Origin of the sequence: Sphingomonas sp. Leaf38 (assembly GCF_001421825.1) — a bacterium.
Taxonomy (GTDB): Bacteria; Pseudomonadota; Alphaproteobacteria; order Sphingomonadales; family Sphingomonadaceae; genus Sphingomonas.
In genome coordinates this window covers 164574-177928 of the sequence record NZ_LMLD01000012.1, presented here as the reverse complement: position 1 = coordinate 177928, position 13355 = coordinate 164574, and the positions used below count along the sequence as shown (strand labels likewise).

At 66.5% G+C, this 13355-nt stretch carries 13 protein-coding genes, 1 other RNA gene and 1 pseudogene; 4 read left to right on the top strand and 11 right to left on the bottom strand.

Going from position 1 to position 13355, the window contains the following annotated elements; all coding sequences use genetic code 11:
* The first annotated feature begins 136 nt into the window (after positions 1–136).
* On the top strand, positions 137–2659 hold the full coding sequence (gene hrpB / locus ASE88_RS16415; RefSeq protein WP_055882335.1) for an ATP-dependent helicase HrpB: 2523 nt from the start codon (positions 137–139) through the stop codon (positions 2657–2659).
* Positions 2660–2669: 10 nt separating this feature from the next.
* Complete coding sequence (locus ASE88_RS16410; RefSeq protein WP_055881180.1) at positions 2670–2951, top strand: ETC complex I subunit; 282 nt, start codon at positions 2670–2672, stop codon at positions 2949–2951.
* Between the two features lie 130 nt (positions 2952–3081).
* Here the strand turns inward: ASE88_RS16410 and ASE88_RS16405 are convergent, their stop codons facing one another.
* From ASE88_RS16405 to ASE88_RS16390, 4 genes are read right to left on the bottom strand one after another with little or no spacing between them, the layout of a single operon-like run.
* Entirely contained in the window at positions 3082–3585 is a 504-nt protein-coding gene (locus ASE88_RS16405; protein ID WP_055881178.1) for an NUDIX hydrolase, read from the bottom strand.
* On the bottom strand, positions 3582–4253 hold the full coding sequence (locus tag ASE88_RS16400; RefSeq protein ID WP_056479962.1) for a TPM domain-containing protein: 672 nt from the start codon (positions 4251–4253) through the stop codon (positions 3582–3584). Before ASE88_RS16400 ends, ASE88_RS16405 begins: the two co-directional genes overlap by 4 nt.
* A gap of 1 nt (position 4254) precedes the next feature.
* A complete protein-coding gene (locus ASE88_RS16395) occupies positions 4255–5124 on the bottom strand; it encodes a TPM domain-containing protein (RefSeq protein ID WP_056479959.1) in 870 nt (289 codons plus the stop codon).
* 16 nt (positions 5125–5140) lie between these two features.
* The gene (locus ASE88_RS16390; protein WP_056479956.1) at positions 5141–5737 is read right to left on the bottom strand and encodes a LemA family protein; all 597 of its coding nucleotides are present in this window, start codon (positions 5735–5737) and stop codon (positions 5141–5143) included.
* A gap of 105 nt (positions 5738–5842) precedes the next feature.
* On the opposite strand from ASE88_RS16390, the gene mscL reads away from it, so the two are divergent.
* Positions 5843–6313 (top strand): large conductance mechanosensitive channel protein MscL, encoded by a 471-nt coding sequence (mscL, locus tag ASE88_RS16385; RefSeq protein WP_056411685.1) that lies wholly within the window; start codon positions 5843–5845, stop codon positions 6311–6313.
* 146 nt (positions 6314–6459) lie between these two features.
* Here mscL and ASE88_RS16380 read toward each other — a convergent pair whose 3' ends face one another.
* Positions 6460–6891, bottom strand: coding sequence for an RrF2 family transcriptional regulator (locus tag ASE88_RS16380; RefSeq protein ID WP_055881164.1), 432 nt, complete (start codon positions 6889–6891; stop codon positions 6460–6462).
* Between the two features lie 100 nt (positions 6892–6991).
* Here ASE88_RS16380 and ssrA point away from each other — a divergent pair.
* Positions 6992–7347, top strand: a transfer-messenger RNA (tmRNA) gene (gene ssrA / locus ASE88_RS18485).
* An 87-nt stretch (positions 7348–7434) separates the two neighbouring features.
* On the opposite strand, the gene ASE88_RS16375 is transcribed toward ssrA, so the two are convergent.
* The 6 genes and pseudogenes from ASE88_RS16375 to ASE88_RS19635 form a co-directional block, all read right to left on the bottom strand.
* Positions 7435–8583 carry an acyltransferase family protein gene (locus ASE88_RS16375; protein WP_056479953.1) on the bottom strand — a complete coding sequence of 383 codons (1149 nt, stop codon included), beginning with the start codon at positions 8581–8583 and terminating at the stop codon, positions 7435–7437.
* On the bottom strand, positions 8580–9314 hold the full coding sequence (locus tag ASE88_RS16370) for a GDSL-type esterase/lipase family protein (RefSeq protein ID WP_056479950.1): 735 nt from the start codon (positions 9312–9314) through the stop codon (positions 8580–8582). The genes ASE88_RS16375 and ASE88_RS16370 overlap by 4 nt, the downstream gene beginning before the upstream one ends.
* Positions 9315–9477: 163 nt before the next feature.
* Positions 9478–9846, bottom strand: a complete 369-nt coding sequence (locus tag ASE88_RS16365; RefSeq protein WP_055881156.1) for a response regulator — start codon at positions 9844–9846, stop codon at positions 9478–9480.
* A 141-nt stretch (positions 9847–9987) separates the two neighbouring features.
* Positions 9988–12402 (bottom strand): polyribonucleotide nucleotidyltransferase, encoded by a 2415-nt coding sequence (gene pnp, locus ASE88_RS16360; protein ID WP_056479947.1) that lies wholly within the window; start codon positions 12400–12402, stop codon positions 9988–9990.
* Between the two features lie 239 nt (positions 12403–12641).
* Entirely contained in the window at positions 12642–12911 is a 270-nt protein-coding gene (gene rpsO / locus ASE88_RS16355) for a 30S ribosomal protein S15 (RefSeq protein WP_055881152.1), read from the bottom strand.
* Positions 12912–12928: 17 nt separating this feature from the next.
* Positions 12929–13355: pseudogene (locus tag ASE88_RS19635) on the bottom strand (tRNA pseudouridine(55) synthase TruB); the annotation flags it as partial.

Here is a 13355-nt window from a genome sequence, read left to right as displayed (position 1 = left end):
GCGACAACCCGCCCCGCAACCTGTCGGTGGTGCGGCGGGTCGCCGTCGTCGGATTGGGGGAGGATTGAACCGCGGCATGCGACGTTTTGCAGCCCGAACGCTGTCGCCGCGGCTTTGCTTGTGGCAGCAGGCGCCGATGACTCCGCCTGCTCTGCCGATCCTTGCCGTGCTGCCCGACCTGCTCGCCGCTTTGCGCGCGCGATCATCGGCGGTGCTCGTCGCGCCGCCGGGTGCGGGCAAGACCACCGCGGTTGCGCCGGCCCTGCTAGCCGAGCCATGGTGCGCCGGCGAGATCCTGCTGCTGTCGCCGCGGCGCCTGGCGGCGCGGGCGGCGGCCGAGCGGATGGCGGCGACCGCGGGCGAACCGGTCGGCCAGACCTTCGGCTATGCGACCCGCATGGACAGCAAGCGGTCCGCCGCGACCCGGGTCACGGTGATCACGGAGGGCATCTTCGTCGCGCGAATCCAGGGCGATCCCGAACTCGCGGGCATCTCCGCGGTGCTGTTCGACGAGGTGCATGAGCGCAGTCTCGACGGCGATTTCGGTCTCGCGCTCGCGCTCGACGTGCAGGCGGCGTTCCGGCCCGACCTGCGTATCGTCGCGATGTCGGCGACGCTCGATGGCGCTAGGTTCGCTGCGCTCATGGACGGCGCTCCGGTGATCGAGAGCGAAGGGCGTAGCTATCCGCTGACGCTGCGCCATATCGGCCGCCAGGCGGAATTGCGGATCGAGGATTCGGTCGCGTCGGCGATCCGTCGCGCGCTCGGCGAAGCGGAAGGCGGCGTGCTCGCCTTCCTTCCCGGCGTCGCGGAGATCGAACGCACCGCCGACCGGCTCGCCAATCTTCCCGACGATATCGTGCTGCACGAGCTTCACGGCAGCCTCGACCCCGCCGCGCAGCGTGCCGCGATCCTTCCCGAACCCGATGGCCGCCGCAAGGTCGTGCTCGCCACCAGCATCGCCGAGACCAGCCTGACGCTCGACGGGATCCGCATCGTCGTCGATTCAGCCCTCGCCCGGCGCCCACGCTACGACCGCGCCGCGGGGATGACTCGGCTGGTGACCGAGCGCGCAAGCCAGGCCGCGGTGACGCAACGCGCCGGCCGCGCTGCCCGCCTTGGGCCGGGCGTCGCGTATCGCTTGTGGGAAGAGGCGGCGACCGCGGGGCTGCCGCGCTACGATCCGCCCGAGATCCTGGAGGCGGACCTGTCGGCGCTGGTGCTCGCCTGCGCGCTGTGGGGCGTCGGCGATCCGCGTGAGTTGCGCTGGATCGATCCGCCCCCGGCTGCTGCGATCGACGAGGCGATGGCGCGACTGACGACGCTGGAGGCGATCGAGGACGGCCGCCCGACGCCGCACGGACGCGCGATCGCGAAGTTGCCGATGCCCCCACGGCTGGCGCATATGCTGTTGCGGGCGGGGGAGCGCGGCCTCGCGCCGGTCGCGGCGCAGGTTGCGGTGCTGCTCGGCGAGCGCGGGATTGGCGGGCAGGACGTCGATCTCGAAACGCGTCTTCGCCGGTGGAAGACCGAGCGCGGGCCGAAGGCGCAGGCGGCGCGGGGGATGGCCGAGAGATGGGCGAAACTTGCCCCCCTTCCGCTTGCGGGAGGGGTTGGGGGGGGGCGTGACATACACCAGGGGCGCGGCGTTGCTGGGTCAGCCCCTCCCCCGACCCCTCCCGCAGGCGGGAGGGGAGCAGAGGTATGCGTCGCGCTTGGCTTCCCCGATCGGGTCGCGCGCCGGCGCGATGCCTCCGGGGAGACCTGGGCTTCGGTCGGCGGGCGGGGGTTCCGGCTCGACCCGACCTCGCCGCTGGCGCGGTCGGAATGGCTCGCGGTCGCCGACACGCAAGGCTCGGCGGCGGGCGCACGCATTCTCTCGGCCGTTGCGATCGAGCAGGCCACGGTCGAAACGCTGTTCGCGGACCGGATCGAATCGCGCCGCACGGTGGTGTTCGATTCCACGACCGGCGGGATCCAGGCGTTGCGCGAACGCCGGCTCGGCGCGATTCGTCTGTCCAGCGGCCCCGATAGCGGCGCGGATCCGGACTCGATTCTCGCCGCGCTGCTGGCCGGCGTCCGCGAGCATGGCCTCGGCCAACTCGCGTGGAGCGACGGCGCGCAGGCGTTGCGTGACCGTGCCACCTATGCCGGCGTGCCGCTCGACGACGCGACGCTGCTCGACCGGGTGGAGGAATGGCTCGCCCCGCTACTGGCGGGCAAGCGCCGGCTCGATGCGATCGCGCCCGGTGCGCTGGCCGAAGCGTTGCGCAACCTGCTCGGCTGGGACGCGATGCAGACGATCAACCGCCTTGCCCCGCCCGATTTCACCAGCCCCGCCGGCAGCACGCACGCGATCGACTATGCGGCCGAGGGCGGCCCGCGCGTCGAACTCCGCGTCCAGGCGCTGTTCGGGCTCGGCGTGCATCCGGTGATCGGCGAGGGCCGCGTGCCGCTGGTGCTGAGCCTGACATCGCCCGCCGGCCGACCGATCCAGACGACGCGCGACCTGCCGGGATTCTGGGCGGGCAGCTGGACCGCGGTGGCGAAGGAAATGCGCGGGCGCTACCCCAAGCATCCCTGGCCCGACGACCCCGCCGCGGCCTCGGCCACGCTGCGGACGAAAAAGGCGGATGCAAGGGGCGCCGGTTCGCGATAAGGGAGCATCCATGCCTACCGCCCGTATTTTCCAGCGCCCCAAGAACGCCATGCAGTCCGGCAAGCACCGGACCGACGCCTGGCAGCTCGAATTCGAACCCTCGGAGGCCAAGCGCCCCGACCCGCTGACCGGCTGGGCCGGCAGCGGCGACACGCGCGACCAGCTCCGGCTGCTGTTCCCGACCGCGGAGGCGGCGATCGCGCACTGCGAGCGTGAAGGGTTCGGGTACACCGTCGTTCCTGCGCCGCAGAAGACGCTGAAGCTTCAGAGCTACGCCGACAACTTCAAGTAAGCGGGGCGCGCTCGCCGCGCGGCTGCTGTCTTACCGGCATCCCAGCGAAGGCTGGGATCCAGAGTTACGGGCACGGACGCTCGTGGCTCTGGATCCTGGGTCGAGCCCAGGATGACGGCCTGGGGCTGGGCTAGAGTATGGACCCCGCCAGGATCAGCAGCATCTTAGTGTCGATCGCGATGCCGGCCTTGCGCTTCGCCGCGACGAACGCCGGCACCTCGGCCAGCGGAACCCGGTGCACGGTGATGTTCTCGTCGCTGTCGCCGCCGCCGTTACCGACCTTGGTCAGCCCGGTCGCACGCACCAGCGTGAAGCATTCCGAGGTCATCCCGGGCGACGAGTAGAACACGCCCAGATCTTCGATCGAGTCGGCGCGGTAGCCGGTCTCTTCCTCAAGCTCGCGCCCGGCCGCCACCGCGACGCTCTCGCCCGCGGTCTCGTCGCCGACCAGCCCCGCGGGCAGTTCGAGGCAGGCGCGGCCCAAGGGAACGCGGAACTGTTCGACCAGAATCACGTCGCCATCGTCGATCGCGACGATGACCGCCGCGGCGATCTGGCCCTGACGCGCGGCGAATTCCCACGTGCCCTCGGTCTGGACGGTCAGGAATTTGCCCGCCCATACGGTCTTGCTCATAGTTCGATCAGCCTGTCGGGAAGTTCGTTGACCGGCGCACCGGTACGCGGGAAATGCTCGGCGAGCACGCGGCCGATCTGCGCGACCGCATCGGCCATGCCGTCGGCGGGGCGATCGTCGCGGACGCCGGCCAGCACCGCCGCCATCGCCGCACCCCAGGTTTCGTTCGGCACGCGCGAGTGGATCGCATCGTCGGCGATGATCTCGGCACGGTGCTCGGCAAGCGATAGATAGAGGAGCACGCCGGTCGCGCCCCTGGTGCGCTTCTCGGCGCCCGCGCGGAACAGCAGCAGCGCGCGCCGCCGGACGCGACGCGCCTTGGTCGCCCCCGGGGTCAGCGCAACGCGCACCGAAGTCGCCGCCAGAACGAGCCGCACGCCGAGGAACACCAGCGTCACCAGCACCAGCGCGATAGCGTAGAGCGCGCCCTGCGGGGCGGATTGCGCCCAGGGATCGACGAGACGCGCATAGATATGGTCCGCCGCAACCGGCCGGAACGCGAGCAGCGCCAGCGTCAGCAGCATGCCGAGCACGGCCCAGTGCATCGATACGTCATGGTAGGAGTCGGACTGCCGCGCGACGATCGTGACGATCTCGCCGGTCGTCGCGGTCTCCGCCTGCGTCACCGCCGCGGTGACGCGGTCGTGATCGGTTTCGCTCAGCCGCATGTCACCAACTCCCCGATGCGCCGCCGCCGCCGCCGGATCCACCGCCGCCACCGCCGAAACCGCCGCCGCCCCAGCCGCCCCCACTATCGCCGCCACCGCCGCCGCCACTCCAGCCGCCGCCGCCACCACCGCCACCACGGGTCATCGCGTCGGCGATGCTCCACAGCACGATCGGCAGGGCGCCGCTGCCACCGCCGCTACCGCCATCGGTATAGCGCCTGCCACCGGCGCGCCGCGACAGCATCGGGATGACGATCGCCGCGAGCACGATCCCGAAGAAGATCAGCCCGATCGGCACGCCGCCGCCGCTCGAACCCGACCGGCGATGCGTCTTGTCATATTCGGCCGCCGCCGCCGCCACTTTCGCGCGCGCCTCCGCATCGGGGAGCGCGAGCTGGTCCGCGACCGCATTGGTCCCCGCGACGATGCCGCCGGGAATATCGCCTGCCTTGAACCGCGGCAGGATCTGCTGGTTGATGACGACGCTGGAGAACGCGTCGGTCAGTACGGGTTCGAGCCCGTAGCCGACCTCAATCCGCACCTTGCGGTCGTTCGGCGCCACCAGCAGGATCGCGCCGTTGTTCGCGTCCTTCAACCCGACGCCCCAGCTCCGGATCAGGCGATTGCCGTAATCCTCGATCGGATAGCCGTCGAGGCTCGGCACGGTTGCGACGACGAGCTGGTTGCCCGACGATTTCTGCAGGTCGTCGAGCCGCTTGGTCAGCGCCGCTTCCTGGTCGGGCGGGATGACGTTGGCCGCATCGACGACGAAGCCGGTGAACTTGGGCAAGGTCTGCGCGGTGGCGGCCCAGGTGACGGTGCCGCTTCCCAGCAGCACCGCGCAGGCCAGCGTGGCAAGGTAGCGGATCATCGCGCAGACCCCATCATCAGCTCGCGTTGCCGAAGTTTACCGTCGGCGCGGTCTCTGCACCCGGCGTGGTCGCCGCGAACGGGACCATTGGCTTGGCGCCGTAGAAGATCTTCGCGCCGACCGCGTCGGGGAAGGTGCGGATCTTGGTGTTGTACGCCTGCACCGCGCCGTTGTAATCGCGGCGCGCGATCGTGATGCGGTTCTCTGTGCCTTCGAGCTGGCTCATCAGCGTGGTGTAGTTGCCCTGGCTCTTCAGCTCGGGATACGCCTCCTGCAGCCGCTGGAGCGAGACTCCGACCGCGCCCTGGACGCGCTGATACTGCGCCATCTTGGCCGGATCGGAGAGGTCCTCCGCCGACACCTGGACCGAGTTCGCCGCGGCACGCGCCTGCGTCACCTGGACGAGGATATCCTTCTCCTGTGCGCCCGCCGCCTTCACCGTGGCGACGAGGTTCGGGATCAGGTCGGCGCGACGCTGATAGTCGTTCTGGACGTCGGCCCAGCGTGCCTTTGCGGTTTCCTCGGCGGTCGGGATGCTGTTGATCCCGCAGCCCGCGAGCGCGGATGCGAGGAGGATCGCGGCGGCGCCGCGGGCGATTGGGGCACGTGACATCGGGGTTCTCCTGAATAGCTGTATCGCCCTCATAGGACAGCCGGCAGGGTTGGCGAAACCGAAATCGGCGGTTAACTTTATGGGAGATTTGAAAAGGGGGCGGGGATGCTCAAGGAATTCAAGGCGTTCATCATGCGCGGCAACGTGCTCGACCTCGCCATCGCGGTGATTATCGGCGCGGCGTTCGGCAAGATCGTCACGTCGCTGACCGACGACGTGCTGATGCCGGTGATCGGCAAGATCTTCGGCGGGCTCGATTTCTCGAGCTATTTCTGGCGGATGGGGCCGGTGCCGGCGAATTATGCGGGCTCGCTCAGCGACTATGCGGCGCTCAAGAAGGCGGGCGTGCCGCTGCTCGGCTATGGCGCGTTTGCGACGCAGCTCGTCAATTTCGTGATCGTCGCGGGCATCATCTTCATGATCCTGCGCGTGGTGAACCGCACCGCGGCGCTGATCGAGCGCGAGACCGCGCGGCTGAAGCGCGAGGAAGAGGCGACCCCGGTCGCGCCTGCACCCGAGCCGGTCGAGATCGCGTTGCTGCGCGAGATCCGCGACGAGCTGAAGGCCAGGGGGTGACCGCCCTGTCCCTCTCCCCTGCGGGGAGAGGAAGGAGCCGTTAGGCGACGGAAGGGTGAGGGGCCTGAGGCTTCGGCGCGGGATCCCAACACCCCCTCATCCGGCGCTGCCGCGCCACCTTCTCCCCGATGGGGAGAAGGAAAACTTCACGCGGCGGCGAGATCCTCGGCGTTTGCATCCGCCAGGCTCGTGCCGTCGAGGATCCGCGCGGTTTCGTCGCGGACGCGCATCATCGCATAGCGGATCGCGCAATCCGCCTCGCTCTTGCAGTCGAGGCAGGGCCGGTAGGCCGTCCGGCTGACGCACGGGACGAGCGCGAGCGGCCCCTCGATGATCCGGATGATCTCGCCGAGCGAGATCAGGTGGCTGGGGCGCGACAGGCGATAGCCGCCCATCTTGCCGCGATGGCTGTGGAGCAGGCCGGATTCGCGCAGATCGGCAAGGATCAGCTCAAGAAACTTGCGCGGCACGTTCGCTTCGGCAGCGATGCGAGTCATCGGGATCGGAGGGCCACCGACGGGGGCCCCGCCAAGAAAGATCATCGCGCGAAGCGCGTAGCGGGAGCGCTGCGTCAACATAATGCAGATTGCTATGCACGCGGTTTGTGGCGAGCGGAAGGCGGTTTGGCACGTTGCGTGCTAAGACTTCGCGGATCGGGACAAAAAAGCCGCGCCCGCCGGGCTTTTCAACGCGCTGCGCCTTCCCTATATCGGGCTTGCCGTCGGGGGAATTATCTCTTGGCGGCTATGGCGATAAACCGTGGCGTGTCATAGACACAGCGGACCCGGGGGCAGTACCCGGCGACTCCACCACCGCCCTCTTCGCAAGAGGGGGACGATGACGGGGTCGAACTAGGATCGACGTGTGTTCAACGACGCTATGTTTCGCTCGGAATGGGACCACCGCAACGGCCCATACACAAGTGCCAACGATAACGAAGCACTCGCAATTGCCGCATAACTGACGGTCTAACGACCTAAGTTATACGGACGAAAGCGCGGTTCGGGCCACACCGGGCAACAGAAGTGGAAACCGGCGGTACGGGGAGCACCGAGCAACAGAAGCTCCCCACTTCAAGCATGGTCAGTCCAAGATGCGGCTTTTAGGCCATGGCGTTGTCCTCACGCGATCGTGCCGGCAGATGCCTTTGCCGCCTCCGGATAGCGTCCGTTCAAGAGAAACGCCGCGGGTCCGTAGCGTTCTACCAGCAGGACGTGCGCTGCATATGCGACTGCCGATGCCAGCGCGATGGTGAATGCGAACGCGGCATAAGGGTTCCATGACACGCGCACGAGTATCAACTTTGTCGCGATGATGATTGGGAAGTGCAGGATATAAATCGTGAACGATGCATCGGCAAATCGCCGAACGATCGTCGGGATGGTCCGTATCTTCACGGCCGAGCGCAGGATCAAGATCGATGCGGCGGGCGGGCAGACCGCCATGCCGATAAGCTCGACGAGATCGCCGACGATCGCCCGGCGGAGCGGATCAAGCGCTAGGCTCGCGCCGCCGAACCAGCTCGCATAGGTGATACCAACGCAGACCAAGATGATGACCGGTGTCCGGATCGAGTGAGTCATCGTCCGGAACAGCATCGGCGACCTCGCGAGCAGGAACCCGAGCAGATAGAAGGGGGCATAACCGAGCATCAGCTGGATGTGCGACAAAGGCGCGGCATAGCGCGGCGGGGTATGCCCCGCCAGAACCTGTCGCGTAAGCATCATCAGCGCGCAGCAAGCAAGCGCGGTCGCGAGGAGTATGATTGTCTGCGCCGACCGGCTGGAGCCAATTGAACGATTGGTGAGAGCGCGCTCGATCCGAGCGATTGCGCCGGAGCGGCGATCCCACTGGTGGAACGCGTAGCTGAGCGGCGCGTAGGCGAGTAACGCGACAAGGAACCAGAGGTGATACCAGTCCTGCGCGATCACAAAGGGCCAGCGCGTGCGATCGGGAAGATCGTCGAGCATGTAGCCGATCAGCGGACATATCACGAGTAGCCCGACCAGCAGCGGCATGCCGATCTGAACGGTGCGCCGACCCAGCCATGCCAGCGGTGACCGGCGGCGCGCCAAGGCGTACCCGCACAACAGCCCGGAAATCAGCATGAAGCTCCCCATCCGGAATGCGTGCGATATCAGCGGGATCGTGGCAAATACGGGGATATGTTCCAAGCCGATCGCACCGTGCAGGATGACGCCGCCGAGCATCAGGATCGCCCGCCACATCGACAGACCTTCGATCCTGGTGCCGGCTGCGCCCGGGCTCATAGCCGAACGATCGCCGGACCTGTGGACCGCGCTTCGAGCGATGGCGGACACGCCCGTGCAGACGTGTGTCGAACGATTGCCGTCAGTACCGGCTTCATCGCAGAGGTCAGCCTGCCATAGCCCTTCGAATTCAGATGGATGCCGTCATCGACATAAAATGCACCGGGCCGATGGTTGACCAAGAAGAGCGGGACGATGTTGACGAAGGTCGCGCCGGGCGTACGCCGCGCGATCGCGCGCGCGGCAGTATTGAAGCTGGTCTGTTCTGGGAGGTTGCCCCACCGGGTCGGCGTCGGTTTGAGCGACACGATCACGACCGGGACATTACCCCATTTCGCCGACTTAAGTGCCAGGAATGTCCGTAGATTGGCGACATCGTCGGCGGCGCTTGCTCCTTTGGCGATATCGTTCTCACCCGCGTAGAAGACGATCGCGCGAGGCGGCGCGCCATGGGGTTCGTTACGGACCATTTGCAGCAACTCGGGCATCGTCGCGCCGTCGACCCCGCGGTTGCGGACGTCCAAAGGCGCCATGTCGCTCGCCAGCGTCGTCCATTTCTGGATTGTCGAACTGCCGATAAACCACAGTGCGCATTCGCTTGGGTGCGCGCGGTTGGGCAGCGTCGCGGATGCTGCCCGCATCGCGGCGCGCGATTGCATCACGAACAGACCGCCCCCGAAAATTACCGCAAAAACCAAAACGGCGACGCTTAGCTTGCCGAGTTCAGCCAATCGCGATGTGGACAGCGTGAAGCGTCTAAGACCTTCATGACGCCGGGCCGCAGGAATATCGTTGTCGCCTCGCGCCACTGCGCCTCACCTATTGCCTCGGTAGGGCGACATAGCGGCGGGGCGTAAGCCAAACGTTAATCCGCAACGGTCGTCGCGAACGCTGTCAATCGAGCTGCTTGTGCAACAGCCGGCTTAACTGCGCGCCGGTATAGGGTTTCGCGATGAAGCGGGCCTCCCCGGGTAACGTCGTCTCGCAAATCTCGCCCGCACCCGACGTGACGAGAATGGCGATGTCCGGACGCCGATCGTAAACCGCGTTGGCCAAGCCCACGCCATCGAGGTGGCCCGGCATTCTGATGTCGGTGAACAGCGCGCCGATGTCGGGGCGTTCCTCGAGACGCGCCAAGGCGTCGCGGGCGTTACTGGCCTCGACTACTTCGAAACCTGCGTCCTCTAGGGCCAAGTGAGAGTGGACGCGGACGAGAGGATCGTCGTCGACGACGAGGATGACGGACTTCAGGGTGCAATTCATATCGGTTCGAACTGCTGGCCCATTGCTCCGTTCCGAGATTAACCGTCTTCTTCGTGAAACAATGCGGCAGGCGGTTGGTCTAACGAAAAAGGGGCCCGGTTTCCCGAGCCCCTGCATTAATTTATGTTAAGTCGCAAAGACTTAGTCGCGATCGCCCGTCAGGAACGCCGGCGCGAACTCGGGGGCCTTGTCGCCGTCCGAGCGCTCAGCGCGGGGCGCGCGCTCGCCGCCACCGCCGTCACGACGCAGGCCACGGCCACCGCCGTTGCCGCCGGCATCACGACCGCCATCGCCGTCACGACGCGGGCCACGGGGACCACGGTCACCGCCGCCTTCGCCGCGCGGACCACGACCGCCGCCGCCGTTACCGGCATCACGACCGCCATCGCCATCGCGACGCGGGCCGCGCGGACCACGATCGCCACCCTCACGGGGCTCACGCGCCGGGCGGGTATCTTCCAGCTCTTCGCCGGTCGTCTGGTCGACGACGCGCATCGACAGGCGAACCTTGCCGCGCGGATCGATCTCGAGGACCTTGACCTTGACTTCCTGGCCTTCGCTCAGCGCGTCCGAGACCTTCTCGACGCGCTCGTTCTTGATTTCGGACACATGGACGAGACCGTCCTTGCCACCCATGAAGTTCACGAACGCACCGAAATCGACCAGGTTGACGACCTTGCCGTCATAGACCTTGCCGACTTCGGCTTCCTCGACGAGGCCCTTGATCCACTTGATCGCAGCGTCGATCTGCGCGGGGTCGGACGACGACACCTTGATCACGCCCTCGTCGTCGATGTCGACCTTGGCGCCGGTCTGCGCGACGATCTCGCGGATCACCTTGCCGCCGGTGCCGATGACTTCACGAATCTTCGACTTCTCGATCGTGAAGGTCTCGATCCGCGGTGCGTGTGCGGACAGTTCCTCACGGGTGTGGTCGAGCGCCTTGGCCATTTCGCCCAGGATGTGCGCGCGGCCTTCCTTGGCCTGTGCCAGCGCCTTGCCCATGATCTCTTCGGTGATGCCGGCGATCTTGATGTCCATCTGCATCGTGGTGATGCCCTCGGACGTGCCAGCCACCTTGAAGTCCATGTCGCCGAGGTGATCCTCGTCGCCCAGGATGTCCGACAGAACCGCGAAGTTCTTGCCCTCGAGGATCAGGCCCATCGCGATGCCCGACACCGGACGCTTCAGCGGAACGCCCGCATCCATCATCGAGAGCGAACCGCCGCAGACCGTCGCCATCGACGACGAGCCGTTCGACTCGGTGATGTCCGACAGAACGCGGATTGTGTACGGGAACTCTTCCTTCGACGGCAGCACCGGGTGCAGCGCGCGCCAAGCGAGCTTGCCGTGGCCGACTTCGCGACGACCGGGCGCACCGAAGCGACCGACTTCACCGACCGAGTATGGCGGGAAGTTGTAGTGCAGCATGAAGTTTTCGTACGACAGACCGTTCAGGCCATCGATCATCTGCTCTGCGTCGCGCGTGCCGAGCGTGGTGGTGCAGATCGACTGCGTCTCGCCGCGCGTGAACAGGGCCGAGCCATGCGTACGCGGGAGGAAATGCACCATCGCCTCGATCGGACGGATCTGCGTGGTGGTGCGGCCGTCGATGCGGGTGCCGTCCTTGAGGATGGCGCCGCGGACGATCTCCGCCTCCAACTTCTTCATCAGCTTGCCGGCCGCCATCTGGTCCTGCGGGGTCGCATCGGCAAAGGCGGTCTTGCCCTTGGCGCGTGCGGCATTCAGCAGGTCCGAGCGCTTGGACTTGTCGGTCACCTTGTAGGCGGCCGCAATGTCTTTGCCGATCAGCTTCTTCAGCTTGTCCTTGGCGGTCGACAGGTCGGCCTGCTCGGCCATTTCCCACGGATCCTTGGCAGCCTGCTCGGCCAGATCGATGATCAGGTTGGCGGCTTCGCGGCACGCCTTGTGCGCGAACTGGACCGCGCCGAGCATGATCTCTTCCGAAAGCTCCTTGGCTTCCGATTCGACCATCATCACGGCCTGGCCGGTGGCGGCGACGACGAGGTCGAGGTCACCCGCCTTGGCTTCGTCGAGCGTCGGGTTGAGGATGTAGGCGCCGTCGACATAGCCGACGCGTGCTGCGCCGATCGGGCCCATGAACGGCACGCCCGAGATCGTCAGCGCCGCCGACGCCGCAACCATCGCGAGGATGTCCGGCTCATTCTCGCCGTCATACGACAGAACCTGGCAGATCACGTTGATCTCGTTGTAGAAACCCTCTGGGAAGAGGGGACGGATCGGGCGATCGATAAGACGGCTGGTCAGCGTCTCCTTTTCGGTCGCGCCGCGCTCACGCTTGAAGAAGCCACCGGGGATGCGGCCGCTCGCGGAGAACTTCTCCTGGTAATGGACGGTGAGTGGGAAAAAATCCTGCCCTTCCTTGACGGTCCGTGCAGCCGTGACGGCGCACAGAACGACGGTCTCGCCGAGGGTGGCGAGCACGGCGCCGTTTGCCTGACGGGCCACGCGGCCGGTCTCGAGCGTCAGCGTCTTGCCGCCCCACTGGGCGCTTACGGTTTTGGTATCGAACATTCTTTTTCCTTCACTCCGGTCGCCAGATGCGAACGGGGCCTATGTGCGGGCTTAGCCGGCCCGCGGCGGTGTGGAGCGAGTTGTCGCTCCCAAAGGGATCGGCCGAATTGCCTTTCCCTAAAGTCTTCCCCGGCGAAGGCCGGGGTCCAATTGGGGTACGCTGCGTGTCGCGCGCGCCGCCTGTCTAGAATCTTTTTGCCATAATGCCAAAAGGGGCGACCTTTCGGCCGCCCCTTCGGTTACTTGCGAAGGCCGAGCTTCGCGATCAGATCCAGGTAGCGCTGGCCGTCCTTGTGACGGAGATAATCCAGCAGCGTCCGGCGCTTGTTGACCATCATGAGAAGACCACGACGCGAGTGGTTGTCCTTCTTGTGGCCCTTGAAGTGCTCGGTCAGGTTCTTGATGCGCTCGGTCAGGATCGCGACCTGGACTTCCGGCGAACCGGTATCGCCCTCGGCGCGCGAATGCTCCTTGACGAGCTCGGTCTTGCGTTCAGCGGTAATCGTCATGAATTCGTCCTACGACATCACAGATTGAAACCGCGAACGACCCGGACGTCTCCGTCCTCGACCTCGACCAGCGCGACCGGGACGGCGTCCAGCTCGGCAAAGTATTGGCCATCGTCTGCGGCGATCCCGGCCAAGATACGCCCCTGTCGGAGCGCCCCTGCCTGGTCGGGGGTGAGGGAGAGAGCCGGGATGTCGTCCAGCGCCACCCTCAAGGGCAGAAGTACATCTTCAAGCGCGGAGGCCTTAGCGAGTTCGTCCAGTTTGTCCAGCGATATCGCGGCGGAGAGGTCGAACGGACCCGCCTTGATGCGGCGCAGCATGGTGACGTGGCCGACGGTTCCGAGCGCCAGCGCTATGTCGCGCGCGAGGCTGCGGATATAGGTGCCCTTGGAGACGTGGGCGGTGAGGGTGACTTCCCCTAATTCCTCCCCGGAACGGGGAGGG